Source organism: Lysinibacillus agricola (assembly GCF_016638705.1).
GTDB classification, from domain to species: domain Bacteria; phylum Bacillota; class Bacilli; order Bacillales_A; family Planococcaceae; genus Lysinibacillus; species Lysinibacillus agricola.
The window spans coordinates 4,681,596-4,703,694 of sequence record NZ_CP067341.1 but is presented as its reverse complement, the minus strand read 5'-3'; the positions used below and the strand labels follow the sequence as shown (position 1 = coordinate 4,703,694).

Below are 22,099 nucleotides of genomic sequence, written 5' to 3'. Positions count from 1 at the left end.
TTCTTATAAACACAAATAATCTGAAAACTCCATTTCTATTTCTGGTAATCTATATTATAATTATGGTAAATGATGATATTTTAGGAGGTATATTTTGGGTAAATTTAAAAAGTTAGGTATCATACTAACGTCTACTGCATTTTCAGTGGGTGTACTTTCGCCAATGGCACAGGCTTCAACAAATGTAAAAGAACCGCAAGAGAGAGTTGCGATCCAAGTTGCTTCAACAGAAACAAAAGTTACAAAAAGTATGCTTATTAAACAATTGAATACATTATTCCCTGACAAGTTCAAATTTGTAACAGAGAAGGATTTCTCAATGGGGGAAGCGCATTACTTTAATGATGATAAAACAATACGCTATAACTTAAGCTTCCACAAGACAATCAACGGCAAAGACGTTTATGGTGATTTTACTTTTAAAGGCGAAGATTTAGAATTAGAATATTTCGACTATCAACCTGCCAATATAGCAGAAGCATTGTATCCAGTGAAGTATTCAGAGAGTGAGGCAAAGAAAATTGCCCAAAACTTCCTAAAGAAATTGCCGAATACTGCGAATTACAAGCTTCGTGAAGACAATTGGTATGGTGATTTTGGTTTTAGTTTTAGTAGACCTTTATCTGAACCAATTACGTATTCATTCGCTTATTCGCCAACACATAATGGTGTACCACTAAGTAATGAGAATCTCAATATTACAGTTCTAGCAAATGGTGAAGTTACAAGTATGTATCGTCATACTGAGTCAACTAGTAAGGCAACATTTGATAACTTAGATCAGAAAAAGAATGAATCAGATATACTTGCACAGGTTCGTGAAAATTTATCAGTTGATTTACGTTTTATGATTGACACTAACTACCAAACAGGTGAATCTATTGCTAAGCTTGTGTATATGCCGCCAACAAGCTTCACTGGTGTACATGCACTAAATGGGCAGTGGCATACAATGAATGGTTTTACTTCTCAAGTACCAACGGCAAAAGGTGTAGAAAAACTGGCATCGCAACCACTTGAACCTAGAAAGAAGGACATTACATTAGCAGAAGTTGAAGAGTTAGCTAAGTCTTTCTTAAAAATTGATTCAGACAAAGTGAAGCTACAAATTGAGTCGGTTGATGAAAGAGAAAACGAAAATGGTGAGACAATTTATTCAGTGAATTATATGTATGAATTAGGAAATGGTAGCGGCTATGGCACATCATTTGAAGTGAACAAGGCAACAGGTGAGATTACAGACTACTGGGATATACGTAGAGATTTCATGGAGACAGATCAGAAAGTAGAACCAATTGCAAAAGATGCTGCGTTAGCAAAAGCGATAGACTACTTAAAAGCGTGGGCTCCGTCCTATCTTCATAACTATTCAAAACCAATAGAAGAAACTATGTATGACAAAGACAGTAAACGGTATTACTTCTCCTTCCCACGTATTGTCAATGGCATTGCTGTACTAGGGGACGAAATTTCTGTTGGTATTAGTGCAGATGGGAAATTAAGTTCTTTAAATATTAGTAATCACAAGATTGATAATTGGCCGGCTGTAAACAAAGCTATTCCTGCGGATAAAGCAAAAGAAACGTTCAATAAGGGGCTAAAATTGGAGCTTCAGTATGCAAAACAGGATGGAGAGGATAATCACCACTATGATTTAGTATACTCTCCAGTTTATAATGGAAGCATATTCAATGGTATTGATGCAACAACTGGTAAATGGATTCAAAATGTTGATGATGCCAAAGAAAAACCAGTTATTTCACATCCAAAAGCTGGAGGAGAATTAACTTATTTACTACACCAAAATGTATTAGAGGTTAAAGACCCAGCAAACTTTAATGCTGATGCAGCGGTAAACAAGGGAGAAGCTTTGAAAATCTTAGTTAAATCATTATCATACGGATATTATGATTTTGGTCCGTATGGAAGAGGCGACGAGAAGCAATCCTTTAATAACATTGACAAAAAGCACCCATTATACGGAATCGTTGAACAAGCTGTAAGCATGGGTATTATAAAACCGGCGGATCAATTTGCAGTAGATAAAGAATTGACTCGTCAAGAGCTTGCAGAATGGTTAGTACGTGTACTAAATTTAGAGAAAGCTGCTAAGCATAGTGACATTTACAAATTAAACTTTGCTGATGCAGGCTCAATTGACAAAGCGTACACAGGTTATATTGCTTTAGTAAGTGCGATGGGCTTAATTGATGGACAGCAAAATAAATTCAATGCTACTGGGAAAGTGACGTATGCAGATTTGGCAATATCTACAGTTCGTCTAGCAAAGGCTGTTTATGAGGAAAACGACGGCCGCCATTACTATTATTAATCAGTAATTGATACATGAAGGGGCATCTCCTGAGTTTAGGGGATGCCTTTTTTGTGAGAAAACAAAAGGATTGCCGTTAATTATTTTATATGTTATTATTATCTCGAATTAAAGATAAATGAATTCGAAGTAAATTAGAAAGAGGGAGTCGTATGAAGGAAGACAATCGTAATTTAAAAGCTTTTACGGTCTTGTTCCGGGCATATCAAACGATTCAAGATGCAACAAAGAGAGATTTACTTCAATATGATTTAAATCAAACCGAATTTTCGGTCCTTGAGTTTTTGTACCACCATGGTGAACAACCCATTCAGGTGATTGGAAAGAAAATATTAATCGCAAGCAGTAGTATTACGTATGTTATTGATAAGCTCGAACAAAAAGGCTTTGTATATCGACGTGCTTGCCCGAAGGATCGTCGTGTCACATATGTTTTATTAACATGTGAAGGACAAACGTTGATGGAAGAAATTTTTCCAAAGCATGAACAAAAAATTAACGAGATTTTTGAAGTATTAGATCAAAAGGAGAAGGACACAATGATTCTGTCTCTGAAAAAGGTTGGTTTAAACGCAGTTAATAAATAAAAAATTTTACGCAAATATCTCGAAATCGAGATAAATTGGAGGAACAGAAAATGAATCATTTAAAAGGAATTCACCACGTTACTGCTATTACAAGCAGTGCTGAAGAGAATTATAAATTTTTTACTTATGTGTTAGGGATGCGATTAGTGAAAAAAACGGTTAATCAAGATGATATCCAAACCTATCATTTATTCTTTGCGGATGACAAAGGTAGCGCTGGTACTGATATGACATTTTTTGATTTCCCCAGCATTCCAAAAGGTGTGCATGGAACAAATGAGATTTCAAAAACTTCATTCCGCGTACCAACAGATGCAGCATTAGACTATTGGGTAGAACGTTTCAATCGATTAAATGTTAAACATACAGGTATTAAAGAGCAGTTTGGCAAAAAAACTTTATCCTTCGTCGACTTTGACGACCAACAATATCAACTTATTTCTGATGAAAACAATACAGGTGTTGCATCAGGCACTCCATGGCAAGATGGACCGATTCCTCTGGAATATGCAATTACAGGCCTAGGCCCGGTTTTTGTGAGAGTTGCTGATTTTAAATATTTCAAAGAAATGCTAGAAAAAGTGATGCTCTTTACAGAAATTGCAGAGGAAGGAGATTTCCACCTATTTGAGGTCGGAGAAGGCGGAAATGGTGCACAAATGGTTGTAGAATTCAACACAGTTTTACCGGTAGCACGTCAAGGTTTCGGTACAGTACATCATGCTGCATTCCGCGTAGAGGATCGGGCTGTATTAGATGAATGGACTGAACGATTTGAAGGCTTTGGCTTCCATACTTCTGGTTATGTAAATCGTCACTTCTTTGAGTCACTTTATGCACGAGTAGCACCACAAATTTTATTTGAGTTAGCTACTGATGGACCAGGATTTATGGGCGATGAGCCTTATGAAACTTTAGGTGAAAAATTATCATTGCCACCATTTTTAGAGCCGAAGCGTGCACAAATTGAAGAACTTGTTCGTCCTATTGACACTGTAAGAAGTACGATTACGTTCGATAAAGAATATGAGTAATATCTTTCATTCCATTCAGCAGAGAAACATAAGTCTCTACTGAATGGAAATTACATACTCTTAACAGAAAAATAATTGGAGGTCAGCTAGATGGAATTTGCAAAGCTAATAGATAAGCGCCGTTCTGCAAATAATTTTATAGAGGGCATCAAGATGAGCGAAGAAGATATACGTCCCATTTTGGAGGATGTTAAGCTTGCTCCTTCAGCCTTTAACTTACAGCATACGAATTACATCATTGTGTTGGATGAAGAAATGAAAGAAAAAATAAGAGAGGCAGCTTTTGGGCAATATAAAGTGCATTCAGCTTCAGGAGTCATCCTTGTATTAGGAGATAAAGAAGCCTATAAAAATACTGCTAATCTTAGTCAAGGGATGGTAGACTTAGGCATTATTAATGCTTGTGAGTTAGAAAATCTTGTTGCTGAAAATACGAAATTTTATGAAGAACGTGGCGAGGAATTTATGAAAGAGGAAGCCATTCGTAACGCTTCACTTTCAGCTATGTTATTTATGCTGGCGGCCAAAAATCGCGGATGGGATACATGTCCAATGATTGGCTTTGATCAGCAACAAATGAGGGCTCTTTTTAATGTGCCAGAAACACATGAAATTGCACTAATGATGACAATAGGTAAGGAAAAAGAAAGCAGTCGCCGCTTCCGTGGTTATCGTAAACCAGTTGAGGAATTTGCAACCTATTATTAGAGCGGTATAAAATAAAGTTGCTTTACAAATAATAAAGTTAATGTACATTTAGGAGGAAACATTGTGAAAGTAGTAGCAATCGTAGGTAGTATCCGTAAAGAATCTTATAATATGCAATTAGCAAAATTTATTCAAAAGCGTTATGCAGAAAAAATTGATCTTGAAGTATTAAGCTTAAAAGATCTACCGATGTATAACCAAGATATTGAAAATGAAGCACCACAACCAGTATTAGATTTTAAGGCAAAAGTCAAAGCGGCAGATGCAGTTCTTTGGTTGACACCAGAATATAATGGTACAGTACCGGGTGTTATGGTTAACGCAATCGATTGGTTATCTCGTATAGACAAAGTAATGATAGGCAAGCCATCATTCATGATGGGGGCATCAATGGGTAACTTAGGTACTGTTAAAGCACAATTACATTTACGAGATATTTTATTCTCACCTGGTGTGAATTCACCATTACTTAGTGGTAATGATGTTTATATTGGAGCAGTACACACTAAATTTGATACAGAAGGCAATTTAACAGATGAAGGTACTATCAAATTCCTAGATGTAGTTATTGATAACTTCTTAAACTGGATGAAAAAATACGTTTAAAAATAAAAAACTGGGATCAGCACCATAAACGTGTGGTTGATTTCCGTTTCGACTAGGCGCTTTCCTGGGGGCGTTTGATGAGCCGCTTTTGTTGCTGCCGCTACGTTAGCACTACGCTTTCGCACAGAAAACATCCGCTTCGCTGCAGGGTCTCGGGCCAACATGATGTTGGTCACGAAGGTGTTATCACAGGACGTGATGGTTTTAGCCTTCGTTCCTCTATTGCTGATCCCCGAGGAGTCGCCCAGTCTCCACTACAATCAACTATTTGCATAGTAAACGTTTTAACAAAAGTCATCCACAACTTTTGGTGATGAACCAAAAACTGTCCAATTAAGTATGCTATATACTTTTGGACAGTTTTTTATCTCTTTATTTAATAGGGATTATTTTTAAAACTTTTTGAAGGCGGTATGCAAAAATACCCGCAAATATAGCTAAAATAATATCCTTTGGCAAAGGAGGCATCATCCAAAGCCATGCTATCTTATAAGTGAAAGCATCAGGAGCACTAGCCCATAGCTTGTAGGCAAAGTACATCCAATTTGTCCCTAGTAAATAATTAATTGCTGTTGCAATTAATGCAGCAACTACATAACTTGTCTTCGTTCCACTGCGTTCTACAATAAGCCCCGCGACAAATGCAGCAACTATAAAAGAGACAATAAAACCAAATGTAGGACTTAAAATTTGTCCAAAGCCTCCGCTGAAACGTGCAAATACAGGTGCACCTGCTAAACCGATACACATATAAACAGTGCAAGCGAGTGCCCCTTTTCTACTACCAAGAATAAGCCCTGCTAAAATAGCAAAAAATGTTTGCAATGTGATAGGTACTCCACCAACCATCATGAAAGGTACAATGGACGTGATATTAGCTCCTATCATTATCAATGTTGAAAATAGTCCAATATAGGCAATATCGACTGTTCTTAATTTGTGATGCGTGTGTTCCGCGACTGTTGTCATTATTTCACCCCTAAAAAGTAATGTTGATAATAATAGTGTAAAAAAATAAAGTTTTTGTGTCAACCTTATAATTTGTTTAGGTTAACACAAAAACTTTTATCCTGCTTAAGTTGATAAATAACTATTAGTTATAGACTAACTATTAAAATATATGATAGAATCGTCATAATTTTAAAATATTAGATACTATTGGTGTGACATCTTATACAATGTGTCACTTAAAAGGGAAGTCGGTGCAAATCCGACGCTGTCCCGCAACTGTAACGAGGAGTTCTATGATGATTTAGCCACTGTTCTAGAATGGGAAGGCCATCATAGTAACATTGATTCGAAGCCAGGAGACCTGCCAATTAGTGATTCCTGTAATGCCCACGAGGATGAAAGCGATTACGGACAATAGTAGAAGGAAATCCTTCTGACTTTGTTTAATCAAGGGTATTTCTATGCGTAATTTGCATGGAATACCCTTTTTTGCTTCATTTATAATGAATGATAGGAGTTAATAAACAAATGAATAAAAAATTTATGCTACTTTCAATGACTCTTCTACTAGTACTTATAATTTCAATGACAATTGCGATTATGGTTGGATCGGTTTCCGTTACGCCACTTTATGTATGGAAGGTCATCCTTTCTAAAATCCCAATTATACAAAATTCAATCGAACAAGATTGGAGTCGCTCACAGGAAATTATCATTTGGCAAATACGAGCTCCGCGTGTATTACTCGCTGCTATCGTTGGAGCGGGCTTGGCAATTGCTGGAGCAGCTATTCAGGCACTTGTTCGTAATTCAATTGCTGAACCATATATTTTTAGGATCTCTTCTGGTGCCACAGTTGGTGCCACAGCTGTCATCATATTAGGTGCTTTTTCATTTCTGGGCGTTTATGCTCTGTCCATATCTGCATTTTTAGGTTCTCTCACAGCGATGGGGTTAGTTTTCTTCTTATCGCGTGTGGGCGGTAGAGTCTCTGTCTTTAGACTTTTACTTTCAGGGATGGCGGTGTCGTTTATTTTATCTGCTATTTCAAATTTTATATTAATGACGTCGAAGCAAGAGGGGGGAATGAAGGCAGTCATGTTTTGGATGCTAGGAAGCCTAGCTGGTGCGAAGTGGAGTAATCTTTTAATTCCTGCAGTTATTTTTATTGTAGTATTTGCCTTGTTATGGCTTCACTATCGAAGCTTAAATTTATTACTTCTTGGGGAAGAAGCAGCTGTCACATTAGGGGTCAACTTACAACAGTTTCGGATACAGCTTATCTTATTAGTATCATTATTAACAGGTGTGCTTGTCGCTGTAAGTGGTTCAATCGGATTTGTCGGCCTAATCATTCCACATATTGTACGGCAGATTGTAGGTTCAAACCATAAATATGTTATACCGATTAGCGCTTTACTAGGGGGGATTTTCTTAGTTTGGGCAGATGCACTTGCCAGAATTTTAATTGCCCCTGAAGAAATGCCAATTGGAATCATCACGGCTTTTTGTGGAGGACCATTTTTCATTTGGCTGCTACGTCGTAACAATTATTCTTTCGGTGAAGGAGATTAAAGCATATGACATTAGAAGCGAAACAAGTATCTTTCTCCATTTCTGATGAACGCATATTACATGAAGTAAGTGTTCAAATAAAGGACAAGCAATTTGTTGGGCTAATCGGTCCTAATGGTAGTGGGAAGTCAACGCTATTAAAGAATATGTATCGTTTATTAAAACCAGAAAGTGGAACAGTATTATTAAATGAACAGGATATTTTAAAGCAATCGAGTAAAGGCATAGCTAAAAATTTAGCAGTTGTAAGTCAAGAAACACCGGTCTTATTCGATTTTACAGTACATGATTTAGTAAGTATGGGGAGAACACCTCATAAAAAACTATTGGAGTTTGATCAAGAACGAGATTTTCAAATTGTAAAAGATGCACTGAACCAAACAGGTATCGCTCATTTAGAGAAACGCAGCTTTAGCTCGCTTTCGGGTGGAGAAAAAAAGCGTGTGATGGTTGCTCGTGCCCTCGCTCAGCAAGCGCAGGTCCTTATTTTAGATGAGCCAACAAATCATCTAGATATTCAGCATCAATTGCAGCTAATGGATCTAATTCAAACTCTACATTTAACAGTTGTTGCTGCAATACATGATTTAAACATTGCAGCTATGTATTGCGATCAAATTTATGTTTTACAGCAAGGCCGAATTGTTTGTTTTGGAACACCAGCAGAAGTGCTTACACCGGCATTATTACAAGATGTTTTTGGCGTTTATGCCGATATTCAAACACATCCACTTACAGGTAAGCCATATTTAATGTATATCCCAGAGCAATTCGCGAAGGAAGATTTAGAAACTACATAAAGTGATTGATATATCAAAGCCTATTATGCCAAAAAATTAAGGTTGTAATTATGGTTTTTGGCAAAGCGAGGGGTTGATTTCCGTTCCGACTGGGCGCTTTGTTGCTGCCGCTACGCTTTCGCACAGAGCAGAGCTTCCTGGGGGCGTCCGATGTGAGCCGCTTTACTCGCTTTGCTCGCTCCAGGGTCTCATCTGTGACGCTGATCCCCAAGGAGTCGCCCAGTCTCCACTCCAATCAACCACTTCATATAATATATATCTTCTGGCCTGTCACTCTAATTAATAGTGATAAAATCCTCAAGATACACTATTTACATAGTTATAAAATAAAGTTTCAACGAAAAAGTTTATTTCAAAAGGCTTATTCACAGTATAAAGAATTGAAGTCAAATTAAGATATTGCTTTTAAACCTGCCACACCAATGATAATGGCGATGATACTAATAATTCGAGTCAGGTTTTTAGATTCTCCAAAGAATATAATATTCACGAGAACAGCACCAACTGTACCAATACCAATCCATACTACATAGGCGATGCTTAACTGTAAATAGTTAAAGGATGCATATAAAAGCACAAAAGACATTCCAAAGCCGCCTACATATATTAATAAATTACGTATAGTTTTTTCCTGACTATAAAAGCGTAAACCTACAACACCTATAATTTCTGAAATTGCAGCTAATAAAACAAGGAACCAACCCATTATGCATGAGCTCCTTTCTTTTCAACAGGATCTTTTGAAGGGTTATCAGATAAATTAAGACCAATAACACCCAGTACTAAAATAAACATGAAAATTCCTTTAATAGCATTAAACTCCCCGTCAAAAATAAAAATGTCCATTAATGTAGTACCAATTGTACCGACCCCAGCAAAAGTCGCATAAACTGTGCCTGTAGGTAGGTTTTCACAAGCTTTCGATAAGAAATGAAAATCCAACGCAATTAAGGACACAATAATAATCCAATGCCACCAAGCATTTGCAACATTAAAACCAAATATCCAAAACAATTCAAACAAACTAGTTAATCCAACATAAATCCAATCTTTTTGCATAGCTAAATTCCTTTCATTTATCCATTATTATGACTGACATTCAGTCATTTTTGGTCTAAAAGAGAACGTCACTTATGTGTGACGTAAACCGAGTGCATGATGTAAAAAGTCGAGGAGCTCAAGCTTTTGAAGTCTAATTGTTTCTTCTTCACTGTCGTCATACAAATAAATTTGTTCAGCGGCAGATTCTACTAGACCAATTATAAGTTTGGAAGAACGTGTAGTATTTAGAGAAGCACGTATCGTTCCTTGGTGTTGAGCCACAGATAAGAAATGATTCATCCATTCGTAATAGGGTGCATATATATTTTCCCATTCTTTCATATGCTCAGTTTGTGTAATACCGGCATAGATAAGTGCAAATACATCTCGATATTCCTCTGTTAGAGAAAAAACAATATCTACTACTTTTTCAAGCTGTTTTACAAAAGGCTCTTGTGTCGAAATACCATCGTTAATAGCAGCAATAATTTTTTCAACCATAACTTTCGCAATGGCTGGCATAACTGAAAGTCGTGATGGGAAATAAAGATAAAATGTTCCTTGTGCAATACCTGCAGCTTTTACGATATCTGAAACCTTTGTCTTTTCTATTCCTTTTTCACGAAAAACTTCAATTGCAGCCTGAATAATTTTCTCTTCCTTTGACATGGAATCCCTCGCTTTTGACCTGCTTATTTAATATGTTACAAAATAGCTGAAATAAAGTCAAAGAAAATGACTGACAGTCAGTCATTATTTTCGTGTATATATGTATCTAAAACGGGGAATTTTATTCGTGAAAGGATTTGATGAAAATGAAAGAGGTAAAGGTTGCGCAATTAGATCAGCAACAGCTTGAAAAAATTAATGAGCTAGAAAAGAAAATTGGAGTAACATTAGTGGCATATGATTCTTCTACAATGTCATCACAGGGCTCGGGTGCCTTTGAGTCGATTAATAGTGCTCACAGCAATCAACCTTCATAATTAAGAGTAAAATACCTTGCAGTAATGTGAGGTTTTTTCATTTTTACGAAAAAATAATAGGAGTGGTTACAATGATGAAAGATTTCTATACAGATTTACATATTCATATTGGACGTACTTCTAGTGGACGCGCTGTCAAAATTACTGGCAGTAAAACGCTAACGTTAACAAGAATTCTAGAGACTTCTAGTACAAGAAAGGGACTAGATATTATTGGGATTATTGATTGTCATTCACCAGAGGTAATGGATGAGATGGCAGAGATGATTGGACAGGGCGAACTAAAGGAGCTAGTGCAAGGAGGGCTTCGTTATCAAGAAACAACCCTTATCCCGGGTACTGAAATTGAGATTTATGATCATCATTGCCTTGGGCCAATCCATGTACTTGCCTATTTTCCAACGCTTTTGCTTATGAGGGAATTTTCAAATTGGATGTCTAATCATATGAAAAATATTCATTTAAGCTCTCAACGAATATATTGTGATGGTCGAACATTGCAACAAAAGGTTCGTGAGTTAGGAGGGCTCTTTATTCCTGCGCATGTTTTTACACCATTTAAAAGCTTGTTTGGTAAAGGTGTGCACCGTAGTTTAACAGAAGTATTTGACCCTCAGCTTATAGATGCAATTGAGCTTGGTTTAAGCTCTGATACCGATATGGTGAGTAGCATTAAAGAGCTTCAATCATATACATTTGTCAGCAATTCCGATGCACATTCACTTGGGAAAATTGCACGTGAGTATCAAAAATTAAGACTATTTGATGCCAATTTTACAGAATTAAAGATGGCGCTTCATGAACAGCAAGGTCGAGCAATAACAAGTAATTATGGCTTAAATCCTTTACTTGGGAAATATCATCAGACTGTCTGTGCAAAATGTGGTGAACAGCTTAGCAATACGGCAACAATCTGTACAAACTGTGAAAGTACGCAAATTATAAAGGGTGTTGCATCACGTATTAATGAGCTCTCAGAGCAAGTTACGGATAAACGTGCTCGACCACCATATATTCATCAAGTACCACTAGATTTTATTCCAGGTTTAGGGCCAAAAATGATGGAAAGATTAGTACAAGCATTCGGTACAGAGATGAACATCTTGCATCGAGTCACGCTAGAACAGCTCGAACAAATCGTGCCACATAAAATTGCCAAGATGATCGATTTAGCAAGAACGGGGCAATTGACAATTGAAGTTGGCGGTGGCGGCATATATGGGAAAATACAGCTTGAATAGAAAAAACAATAGTTTCTTTTTTAGCCCATTTTTATCCTCCTTATATTAAACTAGTGATTAGTAGAAATTGGAGGAGTGAGTGTATGCAATTATCAAAGAAATTTCGATTTTTAGCAGCGAGCGTTCTGGCGTTACAATTAGCAGTACCGATAGGAGCAAATGCTGAGGAACAGAGAGATTATATTGCGCCAAGTTGGGTAACTCAAGCAGATTACGTAGCACTTGGTGATTCCTTGGCACATGGTATGAATGAGATTGGTATGATCGGGTTAGGTTATACAGATTTTGTTGCGCAAGCTCTACAGCAGGACGGTTTAATAACTTCTTATAATAAGGGATTTGCATATTCAGGCTATACAACGAAAAATGTATTGGAGGATATACAAAATAATGTGGAAAAGCCAGTGATAGGATTCGGATATCAAAGTGAGAAGGTAAAGCTTCGCACATCTTTAAAAGAGGCGGAAATTATTACTCTAACCGCTGGTGCCAATGATTTAATACCCATTTTAGAAGAGTCTCAGACAACTGGTCTTAGTGCAGCAGCGATGTTAAAGGCTTCCCAAGGGGCAATAAAAAATATTGCCGCTATTTTGGATGAAATTAAGGAGCTAAATCCGAATGTTCAAGTTTACGTTATGGGCTATTATAATTCTTTCCCATACTATAGTGAGGATTTACAGAAACAATTTAAAGTACTATTAACAGTCATGAATTCAACGATTAAAACAACTGTTGAAAAAGCGGGTGCCATCTTTGTCCCGACATACGATATTGTAGCACAGGATGTTCCAAGCTATTTACCAAATCCTGAAAATATTCATTTAAGTGAAGCAGGCTATTTAGCAGTAGCGAATGAGGCGTTTTTACCAGCGATTAAAGCAAGTGCGTTATGGGATGTATCAAAGGCTATCCAAGCAAATATGAAAGATAGTAAAACTGTAAAAATAAGCTGGCAGGAAGCGATGGATAATGTAGGCGTTACTAATTACAATGTATATGTAAATGGTAAACTAACTTTTACAGAAAACGCTGATACAACGGCTATAACTTTGGATAATTTAACAGAGAATACAACATATACGGTAGCTGTTAAAGCAGTGGATGCAGCTGGCAATGAAAGTGTACAAAGTCCAACAATTACTTTTGCGACAGAAGGAAGAACTTTAAGCTTTACTGATATAGAAAATCATTGGGCAAAGGACTTTATTCAGAAAGCAGCTGAGACAGGTATTATGAAAGGCTACGCAGATGGTACGTTTAGACCAGAGCAAAATGTAACTCGGGCACAGGCTGCTAGTATGCTTGTTAGAAGCCTTGGTTTAACGACGAAGGAACAGGCACCATTTACCGACATTGCAAGCTATGATGACGGAACTCAGTCGGAGATTGCAGCAGCTTATGCATATGGGCTAGTTAAGGGAACGGATGGGAAGTTTAACCCTGGACAGCCAGTTACTCGCGCTCAATTAGCATTAATGATTAATCGTGCCTACGAACATCAGCTAAAGCAACCTTATGCTGTGAAAGGAAAAGTACCATTCTCTGATATTGCTTCTTACAATGAAGAAACTAAACATGCAATCACAATGTTGTATGAGCAAGGCATTATTATAGGTAATGAAGGGAAATTTTCACCAGAGGCTTCGACAAAGCGTAGCCATGCAGCAAAAATATTTGTAAACTTTAATAGTTTATTAAAATAAAGAAGTGCAAGTATTCAAGGTAGAGGCTGTGAATAGAAGCCTCTACCTTTTACGTTTTCAATAAAAAAATATAGTTTTAAATATTTTCAGGCGTGTTGATTAGGGAAAAATAGGTTTATTATTTGAGCGATAAAAGGATTTTTTTGTTGCTATTTTGCTAATATATGCCCATTTTTAACTGATTGTAGCCCGTAGCGGAAATCAGAGCCTTCTAATTAATTAAGATGGATAAAAATGGTTAATCAACATATCTGAAATATTTTATTTTTATTGTTATGAATATCTAGTACAATTTTTAGATGTAAATCATACTGAGGAGAAATTGATCAAAAGGAGAATGCGATGCTGTCATTTATTTTATCTGCAAAAAGATTATTAAAAGGGATATGGAGGTCATTCAAGCGTCCACAGTTTCTATCATTGTTTACAACATTATTTTTAATCATTCTTTCCGGAACAATGTTTTATAAAGGGACAGAGGGTTGGTACTGGCTGGATGCCATGTATTTTGCAGTAGTGAGTTTAATTCCAACAGGTGTTGAGACGGGTCTGTATCCTACCAGTGATTTTTCAAAGATATTTACGATGATTTATTTAATTGTTGGAACAGGCGTCATGTTTATTGCGCTATTGATGCTCGGTCGATCAATTGTCGATTTTTCAATTGAGGAAGATGAAAAAGAACAGGCAAAAAAACGTCTTGAAAATTAACAAAGCAGTTCAATAAATCTTTAAGATTTATTGAACTGCTATACTTTTCTTATTTACGATAATCTAGCAATAATGCCTTCTTCATCGTCTAGGACGAGTTCGATGCCTGTTGAAAATGGATCACTATGTAGGACATCTTTAATCCATACACGAAGTGCACCAATCATAGCTGCTGTATCGAACATTTCGATTTGACCATTAACTTCAACTTCTGCACCAAAGCCTGTGTCATCATCGTATGCTAGTTCTACAAGCACATCCTCAGGGCGAATGTTTTTATAATAGGCTTGTGATAAGCAAATTGCATTTATAATATCTTGCTCATTAATTATTTGTGCCATTGTGCTTCCTCTTTACGTTTTTTATCTTTAAACATATTAACAATTTTTACAACTAGCATTACGATAATAGCAATGGCTGCAACGTTAATTAATAAGCCTAAAATATTACCAAGCATACCCATACCACCGAAAAGACTTCCGAATAATAAGCCAGCTAAGCCACCAAGCATCATACCTTTCATAAGGCCGCCTGAGAAGAAACCACCTTTCTTAGCTGTTGAATCCGTTTTGTTTGTAGAAGTTGTATTGTTTTTATTTGTTGTTGCATTATTTTGGTCTTTAGATTTATCCTGAGATTTTTGGAAATTTGAGCTATTGTTATTATTATTGTTTGAGAAACCTTTTTTACCTGACTTATAGGATTTAGCTTCTGCAGTTGGTGTATCTGAGATGAACAATGTTGCACCTACTGTCGCAAACATAAGTGTCGCTGCAAAAAGAGCGGCAAGAATTTTTTTCATTACTTACATTCCTCCAATATAATTTTTAGTTTTGTTATAAACTAGTTCGTAATAGTTTAATTCTACATGAATCATCTTGAAAAATACAATAATCGCTTTCATTAATTTAGGCATAGCAACAAATTTGAACAAGTAGTGTCGGAAGGAAAGAATATAAAATGGCTCATTACCAAAAGGTGAGATGACATTTCTTAAAACGTAAGCCATGTATATGAGTTGATTGGAGTGAAGGCTGGACACCCCAGGAAGCACCCAGTCGGAACGGAAATCAATCCCGCGTTATGATGGTGAGCCTGAAAAATGATATAAAAGGAGTGAGAGGATGATTACAACGATATTACTATTAATTGCAATTTTTTTATTGTTATATACAACGGAAAAGAGACGTTTCTTCAATGCAGTAGTTCTAGGTTTTTTAGGCTTGTATATTTTGAGCACTATAATCAGTCATTATCCTCTATTGATGCCAAATGAGCAGGGGATTTTGTCGAAGATGGGGATAGTCATTATACTAGGAAGCTTCCCGAGTATTATGTTTATCTTATCGATAGCTACGTTTTTTAATAGTAAAGTTTTACTTGAAAAAGAAGGACGTAAAGTTCGTAATTTATTGTTAGCCGTTTTTGGCTTGAGCTTTTTTATCATGATGATTTGGTATGTTTTTGTTATTTTTACGAATATCGAACATGTAATTTGGCATATTCTTTTCTTCTATGTGTTTTTGGTGTTTGGCTATACAATGTTTTTATACACAAGTGTAATGGCCTATGCCACTCTATATCATTTTACGCCAATCCTTTATGAGCCTAACTATATTATTGCACTAGGATCAGGGCTAATTGGAGATAAAGTGCCACCACTTTTAGCTAGCCGTTTAGATGAGGCCGCAAAGCAATATCAAAAATATGGTGAACGACCATACATTATCGTCTCAGGTGGACAGGGGGATGATGAAAAAGTATCAGAAGCATATGCGATGAAAAAATATATCGTTGACGTACATCAAATACCAGCTCAAAAAGTAATAATGGAAGATCAATCGACAAATACTGAACAGAATATGGCATTCTCTAAAAAAATCATGGATAAACTTGCACAAGGAAAAAAATATCGATCCTTATTTGTGACGAATAATTTTCATGTTTTTCGTGCCAGTATTTATGCCAATAAAGCGAAACTTGATGCACAAGGTGTTGGTTCAAAAACAGCCTTTTATTATGTACCTAATGCTTTTACTCGTGAATTTATCGGTTTATTAGAAATGTATAAATGGATTCATGTCACTGTCTTTTTATTCATTACATTGTTCATTGGATTAATATTGAGAGCATATGTGTAACCATTTTTAAACTGTCTTCCATATAATAGTGGTAAGACAGTTTTTATCTTCATTCAGCAAATGTTTTTTGTAGCGACAGCAACAAAATGTTTTCTGTGCGAAAGCGAAGCGACAGCAACAATTACGCCAAGGCGAAATTGATAGAGTGCAAGGGGGGAAACTAATGTATGGGCAATTTTTTAGCAAAACAAAATAAAGAGCGAATTGAATCCCTACAAAAGCTCACGCAAACACAAGGTACATGGTTTGCACAAAACGGTAAATTGATAACAGTCGGAGAAGTGCAATTAACAGCCTTGCACAAAATATTACATGAAGTTGTGCGAGGACTTTTGAAAAAAAAACAACAAAGACATTTACAAATTATACATCCAGAGCAGGCACAGTCAGTACAGGAAAATGTGTTAACGCTTTTAGCTGAATATGATGATTTACTGCGTGAAGCAATTCCACTCCCTATCTATATTTTGATTTGGCAAATTTCTTCACTGGAGAAGTTAGCCAATTGCGTTGAAGTTGTTGATGATGTACTTGATATATTGGAATGGTATTTTATCCACCAAGATGAGCAGGTTGAGGCGTTTGACGAAGAAGATCTAGATCATGAAGTAATAATTGATTTATACAAAGATGCCATCGAGGAACAGGATGCAGATGCACAATTTCAGCTTGGAGAATATTATAGTGCAATTGATGGCACGCATTTCCAACCTGAAAAATCAATAAAGTGGTTTAAGTTAGCAGCAACACAGGGTAATGCTGACGCACAATATGCACTTGGTAATTTTTATTTTGAAGGTATAGGTGTTCAAGAAAACTATAACCGAGCTTTTTCATTGTATGAGTCTGCAGCAAAGCAGGGTCATCCAGATGCCTCAAATAATTTAGCAGATATGTACTTTAACGGTGAGGGTGTACCAGAAAATCTGGTACTTGCGAAGAAGTGGTTCGACGTCGCTGCACAACAAGGTGTGGCAGAGGCTATGTTTACACTCGGAATTATTTACGAGCAGGGATTAGGAATCGACAATGATGAGGAGCAAGCATGTAGCTGCTATAAAAAATCTGCTGAAGCAGGCTATGTTGAGGCACAATACCGACTTGGAGGAATTTATTTAGAGGGGCGTTTAGGTCAAACTAAAGATGTAAACCGCGGATTATATTGGTATGAAAGAGCTGCGGAGCAATATCACGTCGATGCCTTTTATGATTTGGGCTTTATTTGGAGCCAAGGATTAACAGGTATACGAAATATTGAAAAGGGTATTCATTGGTTTAAACAGGCTGCTCTTCAAGGGGATTCGGAAGCTAAATTACAACTAGGACACATATACAATAAAGGGGAAGGAATAGCTAGAAATATAAAAGAGGCTATAAAATGGTACGGACTTGCAGCAGATGCAGGAAACGAAGAGGCAGCTATTTTACTGCAAGAATTAAAAGGAATGTAAATTTTAATTAAAAAAATGTAGGTATTTAGATTTGATTATTACTCTCTTTTGTTTGGGTCTTAAGTTTTTGTTTTGATGTATTGCATAGGTATATAATATCCATATTCTCTAATTGTAAAAATATTAATATAATGAAGGGGCAATTACTACAAACAAAAACAAGGGAAAAATAAGCATAAAAAACAAGAGATGATGTAAATTGGCTACAAAAAAAGTATTTTGGTAGCTTTTTTACTGCTTTGAACAATTAGTTAAGTCACAGGGACTTTTCATACATTTTTTAGAAAAAAATGTATATCTGGAAATTGACAGTTATTTATAAAATGTATAAGGTATATGAGTGATTTTGAAAGAGTAGTTAGTAGCTATAGCTAATTAATGTTATTCCGTTAAACTATTTTTTTGCAATATTATCGAAAATAATGGTACTTTTTCTTATTAGGCGTGTTGATTGGGAAAGTATAGGGTTATTATTGACCGGTAAAAGGATTTTTTGTTGGTATTTTGTTTATGTATGCCCATTTTTAGCTGATTGTTGCCCGTAGCAGAAATCAGCGTCTTTAAAATGGTTAACCAACATCCTGAGGGCTTATCACTAAAAGTTGAGGATAGCATTTATTAAAACATATGCCATGATATAAGTTGATTGGAATGGAGGCTGGGCGACTCCTGGGAAAGTAGCAATAAAGGAACGAAGGCTAAAAGCATCACGTCCTGTGATAACGCCTTCGTGACCTACATCGTGTAGGCCCAAGCGGCTCATCGGACGCCCGCAGGAAGCTCTGCTCTGCGTGAAAGCGAAGCGACAGCGGCAAATGTTTTCTGCGCGAAAGCGAAGCGACAGCAACAAAGTTTTATCTGTGCGAAAGCGAAGCGACAGCAACAAAGTTTTATCTGTGCGAAAGCGAAGCGACAGCAACAAAGTTTTATCTGTGCGAAAGCGAAGCGACAGCAACAAAGTTTTATCTGTGCGAAAGCGAAGCGACAGCAACAAAGCGCCCAGTCGGAACGGAAATCAACCCCGCGTGATGGTGATGAGCCTTCCTGATTTATTATATTTTTAGTGGACGGAATTAGATTTTTCTCAGCTTTGCAAAAGTACACGGCATGAAAGAGGGTAAATGTGTGATTTTTCAAAAACAGAGAAAGACAATGGCGTTAGATTTACAACAATACATTGTAAAAATGGATGTAACTAATCGCTATTCAATGAAAAAGCAAATTGAAATGCTCAAATTGACAAAGAGAGATTTACAATATTTAAAAGCCTTCCAACCTATTGTAGAAGGCAATATTGAACACATTGTTAATCGATTTTATGAAATGATTGGAACTGAACATAATTTAGTGGATATTATCAATAGACATAGTTCTGTGGAGAAGTTGAAAATCACATTACGACGTCATATTATTGAAATGTTTAATGGTACGATTGATGATGAGTTTTATCAAAGGCGAGTTAAAATTGCTAAGGTACATGTCCACATCGGACTTAAAACACAATGGTATATCTGTGCTTTTCAAGATTTGACAGCGTCACTTATTGACTTGGTTGAAGAGTGTATTAATCATCCAATGGATCAGTTCAATACAATTCGAGCTATTTCAAAAATTTCTAATTTTGAACAACAATTGGTTTTAGAAGCATTTGAGAATACGGTTGAGCAACTTCATGAAAATCTAGAACGTGGTAAAGAAGTGGTAGAGAAAAAGGTCGTAGAGTCTTCGGAAGGTCTTGCCACAATATCTCAGGAAACGAATAGCTCATTTCATCGCTTAAGTGGACAATCTGATGAAATTAAACAACTAGCGAAAAAATCACTTCAAGTGTCGACTATGGCTGAGAGTCAGGCATTAGAAGGTCGAGAAAGATTAAAGAGTCAATCACAAAATATGAGTAATATTATTTACTCACTTAATGATATAACTGAAAACATTGTACAGTTGACAGATATGTCAAAGGAAATGGAATCAATTATGAATGTTGTTACAAATATTGCTAATCAAACAAACTTGTTGGCTTTAAATGCGGCAATAGAAGCCGCTCGTGCTGGAGAAGCGGGTAAAGGCTTTAGTGTTGTTGCAGATGAAGTGAGAAAACTATCGATTCAAACGAAGGAATCTGTCACATCGGTAGCGATGTTACTACATAAAACAAATGAGCGGACAGATAAACTTGTTCAATCGCTTAGTAATATACAAGAAAAGGTAGCTTCTGGTGAGGAAAATATGGTAAAAACGGAAGGGCAATTTACTAACATATTGGAAGCTATGACAGAAGCCAAAGATCAAAATGGCCAGATGGAAAAAGAAATACAAACAATAGTAGAAACACTAAGTGAATTAGGTATTGCCTTTAATGAGGTTAAAAATTCTGCTGAAAAATTAGCTAGCTTTGCACAAAATCTCTAGAGGATATATGCTATTTGAACATAGAAAAAAATGGAGCTATCCAATGCGCTGGATAGCTCCATTTTTGCTAAATTTGTAAAGGGTTTAGCGTAATTTTCAGGTAAAAAAGTTTATACTGAATAAAGAACTAAAAATAGGGGCGATTTAATATGAAAACAGTTGTTGTATTAGGTGGCGGAATTACAGGATTGTGTACGATGCATTATTTGCAACGCCAAGTTCAGGAGAAAAACTTAGAAGTAAAGCTTGTGCTTGTAGAAAAAAATACATACCTTGGTGGCAAGCTTCACTCTGCATATGAACAAGGCTTCATCCTGGAAACAGGAGCAGATTCCATTGTAGCGCGTCATAAAGGTGTTATTGAATTAGTAGAGGAACTTAAATTTGAACAAAATCTTGTGTACAACGAAACAGGTATTTCGTATATTTACACAAATAATGAACTACATGCCATTCCAGCAGACTCAACGTTCGGTATTCCAATGAACTTACAATCTCTTGAGGAAAGCACACTTGTCTCACAAGAGGGTAAAGAAGCAGCATTAAAGGATTTAACAATGCCAAATGAAGGGTTTACAAAGGAAAGCTCTATTGGGGAATTTTTAACGTATTATTTAGGCGAGGAGCTTGTTCAAAACCAAATAGCGCCCGTACTTGCAGGTGTATATTCAGGAGATTTAAATCAACTTTCAATTGCTTCCACTTTACCGTATCTAATCGATTACAAAAATGATTTCGGTAGTATTATTAAAGGTTTCGATGCAAACAGGGAACAATTTGTGCAAGCTGCAAATAAAAAATTTATTTCCTTTAAAAATGGTTTATCATCACTAATTGATCGACTTGAAGAAACATTAACGGATGTAGAAATTATTAAGGGAATTGCCACTACTAGTGTTAAAAAGCAGGAGAATCAATACTCCGTTACATTAGCAAACGGTAAAATGATTGAAGCAAATCATGTTGTATTGGCACTTCCGAATGAATCGGTACAAAGCATATTGCAGGATGAATCTTTGAACCGCTATTTTGAACAATTCAATACTGCCTCCGCAATTACGATTTATTTAGGATTTGATGTACCCGATAATAGATTACCTGCAGATGGAACAGGCTATATTGTGTCACATAATTCGGATGTTATATGTAATGCAGCAACTTGGACAAGTCGCAAGTGGAAGCACACCTCAGCAGAAGGGAAATTACTTGTGCGACTTTTTTATAAGAGCATTAACCCTGAGTATGAGAGATTACGTTTAATGACAGATGAAGAGTTGGCAGCTGTTGCCCTAGAGGATGTAAGAAAAAGCTTGGGGATTGAGGAAAAACCAACTGTTGTTGATGTGACAAAATGGATCGACCAAATGCCGAAGTATGACTTGGCACATCGTGAAGCGTTGCAAGGTCTAGTACAAGAGCTTGAGAAAAACTATCCAAATCTATCAATAGCGGGATGCTCTTATTTTGGAGTAGGCATAGGTGCTTGTATTCAAAATGGTAAAAAAATTGGTGAGGAGCTTGCTGGAAAACTATCGTAATTGTTTGATTTAAAGCAAAATATAGTATTTCAGGTGGAAATTATCCTCTGTTCAGTGAAATAGTCTTGACTCAATCGTTCGTTAACGATATGATTCTTTTAATTATTTAAAAAATTCATACTACATTCTTATCAAGAGAAGCTGAGGGACTGGCCCTATGAAGCTTCAGCAACCAACTTATTGTCAGGTGCTAAATCCAGAAGACCATTGTGTCGAAGATGAGAAGGAAAAACAATTACGAAACGACGTAAAAGCCTTCTTTTTTTTTGAAAGAAGGCT

23 protein-coding genes and 2 riboswitches are annotated in these 22,099 nt (G+C 36.4%); of the genes, 16 read left to right on the top strand and 7 right to left on the bottom strand.

The genetic code is table 11. The annotated features are described in order from the left end of the window. Nucleotides 1–94: 94 nt before the first annotated feature. The 5 genes from FJQ98_RS23490 (at nucleotide 95) to FJQ98_RS23470 (ending at nucleotide 5,267) form a co-directional block, all read left to right on the top strand. Complete coding sequence (locus FJQ98_RS23490) at nucleotides 95–2,332, top strand: YcdB/YcdC domain-containing protein (protein ID WP_053594835.1); 2,238 nt, start codon at nucleotides 95–97, stop codon at nucleotides 2,330–2,332. A 152-nt stretch (nucleotides 2,333–2,484) separates the two neighbouring features. Next, on the top strand, nucleotides 2,485–2,919 hold the full coding sequence (locus tag FJQ98_RS23485) for a MarR family winged helix-turn-helix transcriptional regulator (RefSeq protein WP_053594836.1): 435 nt from the start codon (nucleotides 2,485–2,487) through the stop codon (nucleotides 2,917–2,919). Nucleotides 2,920–2,969: 50 nt separating this feature from the next. Further along, nucleotides 2,970–3,953, top strand: a complete 984-nt coding sequence (locus FJQ98_RS23480) for a ring-cleaving dioxygenase (protein WP_053594837.1) — start codon at nucleotides 2,970–2,972, stop codon at nucleotides 3,951–3,953. A gap of 90 nt (nucleotides 3,954–4,043) precedes the next feature. Then, nucleotides 4,044–4,661, top strand: a complete 618-nt coding sequence (locus FJQ98_RS23475) for a nitroreductase family protein (RefSeq protein WP_053594838.1) — start codon at nucleotides 4,044–4,046, stop codon at nucleotides 4,659–4,661. Between the two features lie 63 nt (nucleotides 4,662–4,724). After that, nucleotides 4,725–5,267 (top strand): NADPH-dependent FMN reductase, encoded by a 543-nt coding sequence (locus FJQ98_RS23470; RefSeq protein WP_053594839.1) that lies wholly within the window; start codon nucleotides 4,725–4,727, stop codon nucleotides 5,265–5,267. Here FJQ98_RS23470 and FJQ98_RS23465 read toward each other — a convergent pair. Both FJQ98_RS23465 and FJQ98_RS23460 read right to left on the bottom strand, forming a co-directional pair. Further along, nucleotides 5,264–5,431: a hypothetical protein gene (locus FJQ98_RS23465; protein WP_201406558.1), complete on the bottom strand. Its 168-nt coding sequence runs from the start codon at nucleotides 5,429–5,431 to the stop codon at nucleotides 5,264–5,266. The two genes, FJQ98_RS23470 and FJQ98_RS23465, sit on opposite strands and share 4 nt — an antisense overlap. 208 nt (nucleotides 5,432–5,639) lie before the next feature. Beyond that, on the bottom strand, nucleotides 5,640–6,236 hold the full coding sequence (locus FJQ98_RS23460; protein WP_053594840.1) for a biotin transporter BioY: 597 nt from the start codon (nucleotides 6,234–6,236) through the stop codon (nucleotides 5,640–5,642). Nucleotides 6,237–6,409: 173 nt separating this feature from the next. Further along, nucleotides 6,410–6,601: riboswitch (cobalamin riboswitch) on the top strand. Nucleotides 6,602–6,746: 145 nt separating this feature from the next. Between FJQ98_RS23460 and FJQ98_RS23455 the strand changes: the two genes are divergently transcribed. Then, nucleotides 6,747–7,793: a FecCD family ABC transporter permease gene (locus FJQ98_RS23455; protein WP_201406557.1), complete on the top strand. Its 1,047-nt coding sequence runs from the start codon at nucleotides 6,747–6,749 to the stop codon at nucleotides 7,791–7,793. A gap of 5 nt (nucleotides 7,794–7,798) precedes the next feature. Next, nucleotides 7,799–8,593, top strand: a complete 795-nt coding sequence (locus FJQ98_RS23450) for a heme ABC transporter ATP-binding protein (protein WP_053594842.1) — start codon at nucleotides 7,799–7,801, stop codon at nucleotides 8,591–8,593. Nucleotides 8,594–8,984: 391 nt separating this feature from the next. Here the strand turns inward: FJQ98_RS23450 and FJQ98_RS23445 are convergent, their stop codons facing one another. The 3 genes from FJQ98_RS23445 to FJQ98_RS23435 form a co-directional block, all read right to left on the bottom strand. Then, complete coding sequence (locus tag FJQ98_RS23445) at nucleotides 8,985–9,299, bottom strand: DMT family transporter (protein ID WP_053594843.1); 315 nt, start codon at nucleotides 9,297–9,299, stop codon at nucleotides 8,985–8,987. Continuing rightward, entirely contained in the window at nucleotides 9,299–9,652 is a 354-nt protein-coding gene (locus FJQ98_RS23440; protein ID WP_053594844.1) for a DMT family transporter, read from the bottom strand. Before FJQ98_RS23440 ends, FJQ98_RS23445 begins: the two co-directional genes overlap by 1 nt. 72 nt (nucleotides 9,653–9,724) lie before the next feature. Then, nucleotides 9,725–10,303, bottom strand: coding sequence for a TetR/AcrR family transcriptional regulator (locus FJQ98_RS23435; RefSeq protein WP_053594845.1), 579 nt, complete (start codon nucleotides 10,301–10,303; stop codon nucleotides 9,725–9,727). 146 nt (nucleotides 10,304–10,449) lie between these two features. On the opposite strand from FJQ98_RS23435, the gene FJQ98_RS23430 reads away from it, so the two are divergent. The 4 genes from FJQ98_RS23430 to FJQ98_RS23415 all read left to right on the top strand — a co-directional run bounded on the left by FJQ98_RS23430 (nucleotide 10,450) and on the right by FJQ98_RS23415 (nucleotide 14,278). Continuing rightward, nucleotides 10,450–10,620 carry a hypothetical protein gene (locus FJQ98_RS23430; RefSeq protein WP_198926883.1) on the top strand — a complete coding sequence of 57 codons (171 nt, stop codon included), beginning with the start codon at nucleotides 10,450–10,452 and terminating at the stop codon, nucleotides 10,618–10,620. A 74-nt stretch (nucleotides 10,621–10,694) separates the two neighbouring features. Next, a complete protein-coding gene (locus tag FJQ98_RS23425; RefSeq protein WP_053594884.1) occupies nucleotides 10,695–11,861 on the top strand; it encodes an endonuclease Q family protein in 1,167 nt (388 codons plus the stop codon). A gap of 83 nt (nucleotides 11,862–11,944) precedes the next feature. After that, nucleotides 11,945–13,567: an S-layer homology domain-containing protein gene (locus FJQ98_RS23420; protein ID WP_053594846.1), complete on the top strand. Its 1,623-nt coding sequence runs from the start codon at nucleotides 11,945–11,947 to the stop codon at nucleotides 13,565–13,567. Nucleotides 13,568–13,909: 342 nt separating this feature from the next. Continuing rightward, nucleotides 13,910–14,278 (top strand): ion channel, encoded by a 369-nt coding sequence (locus FJQ98_RS23415; RefSeq protein ID WP_053594847.1) that lies wholly within the window; start codon nucleotides 13,910–13,912, stop codon nucleotides 14,276–14,278. A 53-nt stretch (nucleotides 14,279–14,331) separates the two neighbouring features. Here FJQ98_RS23415 and FJQ98_RS23410 read toward each other — a convergent pair whose 3' ends face one another. Continuing rightward, nucleotides 14,332–14,619, bottom strand: a complete 288-nt coding sequence (locus FJQ98_RS23410) for a DUF2653 family protein (RefSeq protein ID WP_053594848.1) — start codon at nucleotides 14,617–14,619, stop codon at nucleotides 14,332–14,334. Then, nucleotides 14,607–15,080, bottom strand: a complete 474-nt coding sequence (locus tag FJQ98_RS23405; protein ID WP_053594849.1) for a hypothetical protein — start codon at nucleotides 15,078–15,080, stop codon at nucleotides 14,607–14,609. The genes FJQ98_RS23410 and FJQ98_RS23405 overlap by 13 nt, the downstream gene beginning before the upstream one ends. A gap of 322 nt (nucleotides 15,081–15,402) precedes the next feature. Here FJQ98_RS23405 and FJQ98_RS23400 point away from each other — a divergent pair, with 322 nt between their 5' ends. The 5 genes from FJQ98_RS23400 (at nucleotide 15,403) to FJQ98_RS23380 (ending at nucleotide 21,820) form a co-directional block, all read left to right on the top strand. Continuing rightward, complete coding sequence (locus tag FJQ98_RS23400) at nucleotides 15,403–16,419, top strand: YdcF family protein (protein ID WP_053594851.1); 1,017 nt, start codon at nucleotides 15,403–15,405, stop codon at nucleotides 16,417–16,419. A 167-nt stretch (nucleotides 16,420–16,586) separates the two neighbouring features. Further along, nucleotides 16,587–17,870: an SEL1-like repeat protein gene (locus tag FJQ98_RS23395; protein WP_053594852.1), complete on the top strand. Its 1,284-nt coding sequence runs from the start codon at nucleotides 16,587–16,589 to the stop codon at nucleotides 17,868–17,870. Between the two features lie 791 nt (nucleotides 17,871–18,661). Then, on the top strand, nucleotides 18,662–18,934 hold the full coding sequence (locus tag FJQ98_RS23390; RefSeq protein WP_201406556.1) for a hypothetical protein: 273 nt from the start codon (nucleotides 18,662–18,664) through the stop codon (nucleotides 18,932–18,934). 61 nt (nucleotides 18,935–18,995) lie between these two features. Next, on the top strand, nucleotides 18,996–20,282 hold the full coding sequence (locus FJQ98_RS23385) for a globin-coupled sensor protein (RefSeq protein WP_053594853.1): 1,287 nt from the start codon (nucleotides 18,996–18,998) through the stop codon (nucleotides 20,280–20,282). Between the two features lie 149 nt (nucleotides 20,283–20,431). Beyond that, nucleotides 20,432–21,820, top strand: coding sequence for a protoporphyrinogen oxidase (locus FJQ98_RS23380; protein WP_053594854.1), 1,389 nt, complete (start codon nucleotides 20,432–20,434; stop codon nucleotides 21,818–21,820). A 125-nt stretch (nucleotides 21,821–21,945) separates the two neighbouring features. Next, nucleotides 21,946–22,045: riboswitch (SAM riboswitch) on the top strand. The last annotated feature ends 54 nt before the right edge of the window (nucleotides 22,046–22,099 follow it).

Excerpts from the sequence above, each read along its gene's own strand:
- FJQ98_RS23485 (WP_053594836.1), top strand. The coding sequence starts at position 2,485 with ATGAAGGAAGACAATCGTAATTTAAAAGCTTTTACGGTCTTGTTCCGG.
- FJQ98_RS23480 (WP_053594837.1), top strand. The coding sequence starts at position 2,970 with ATGAATCATTTAAAAGGAATTCACCACGTTACTGCTATTACAAGCAGT.
- FJQ98_RS23475 (WP_053594838.1), top strand. The coding sequence starts at position 4,044 with ATGGAATTTGCAAAGCTAATAGATAAGCGCCGTTCTGCAAATAATTTT.
- FJQ98_RS23465 (WP_201406558.1), bottom strand. The coding sequence starts at position 5,431 with ATGTTGGCCCGAGACCCTGCAGCGAAGCGGATGTTTTCTGTGCGAAAG.
- FJQ98_RS23460 (WP_053594840.1), bottom strand. The coding sequence starts at position 6,236 with ATGACAACAGTCGCGGAACACACGCATCACAAATTAAGAACAGTCGAT.
- FJQ98_RS23455 (WP_201406557.1), top strand. The coding sequence starts at position 6,747 with ATGAATAAAAAATTTATGCTACTTTCAATGACTCTTCTACTAGTACTT.
- FJQ98_RS23450 (WP_053594842.1), top strand. The coding sequence starts at position 7,799 with ATGACATTAGAAGCGAAACAAGTATCTTTCTCCATTTCTGATGAACGC.
- FJQ98_RS23445 (WP_053594843.1), bottom strand. The coding sequence starts at position 9,299 with ATGGGTTGGTTCCTTGTTTTATTAGCTGCAATTTCAGAAATTATAGGT.
- FJQ98_RS23440 (WP_053594844.1), bottom strand. The coding sequence starts at position 9,652 with ATGCAAAAAGATTGGATTTATGTTGGATTAACTAGTTTGTTTGAATTG.
- FJQ98_RS23435 (WP_053594845.1), bottom strand. The coding sequence starts at position 10,303 with ATGTCAAAGGAAGAGAAAATTATTCAGGCTGCAATTGAAGTTTTTCGT.
- FJQ98_RS23430 (WP_198926883.1), top strand. The coding sequence starts at position 10,450 with ATGAAAGAGGTAAAGGTTGCGCAATTAGATCAGCAACAGCTTGAAAAA.
- FJQ98_RS23425 (WP_053594884.1), top strand. The coding sequence starts at position 10,695 with ATGAAAGATTTCTATACAGATTTACATATTCATATTGGACGTACTTCT.
- FJQ98_RS23420 (WP_053594846.1), top strand. The coding sequence starts at position 11,945 with ATGCAATTATCAAAGAAATTTCGATTTTTAGCAGCGAGCGTTCTGGCG.
- FJQ98_RS23415 (WP_053594847.1), top strand. The coding sequence starts at position 13,910 with ATGCTGTCATTTATTTTATCTGCAAAAAGATTATTAAAAGGGATATGG.
- FJQ98_RS23410 (WP_053594848.1), bottom strand. The coding sequence starts at position 14,619 with ATGGCACAAATAATTAATGAGCAAGATATTATAAATGCAATTTGCTTA.
- FJQ98_RS23405 (WP_053594849.1), bottom strand. The coding sequence starts at position 15,080 with ATGAAAAAAATTCTTGCCGCTCTTTTTGCAGCGACACTTATGTTTGCG.
- FJQ98_RS23400 (WP_053594851.1), top strand. The coding sequence starts at position 15,403 with ATGATTACAACGATATTACTATTAATTGCAATTTTTTTATTGTTATAT.
- FJQ98_RS23395 (WP_053594852.1), top strand. The coding sequence starts at position 16,587 with ATGGGCAATTTTTTAGCAAAACAAAATAAAGAGCGAATTGAATCCCTA.
- FJQ98_RS23380 (WP_053594854.1), top strand. The coding sequence starts at position 20,432 with ATGAAAACAGTTGTTGTATTAGGTGGCGGAATTACAGGATTGTGTACG.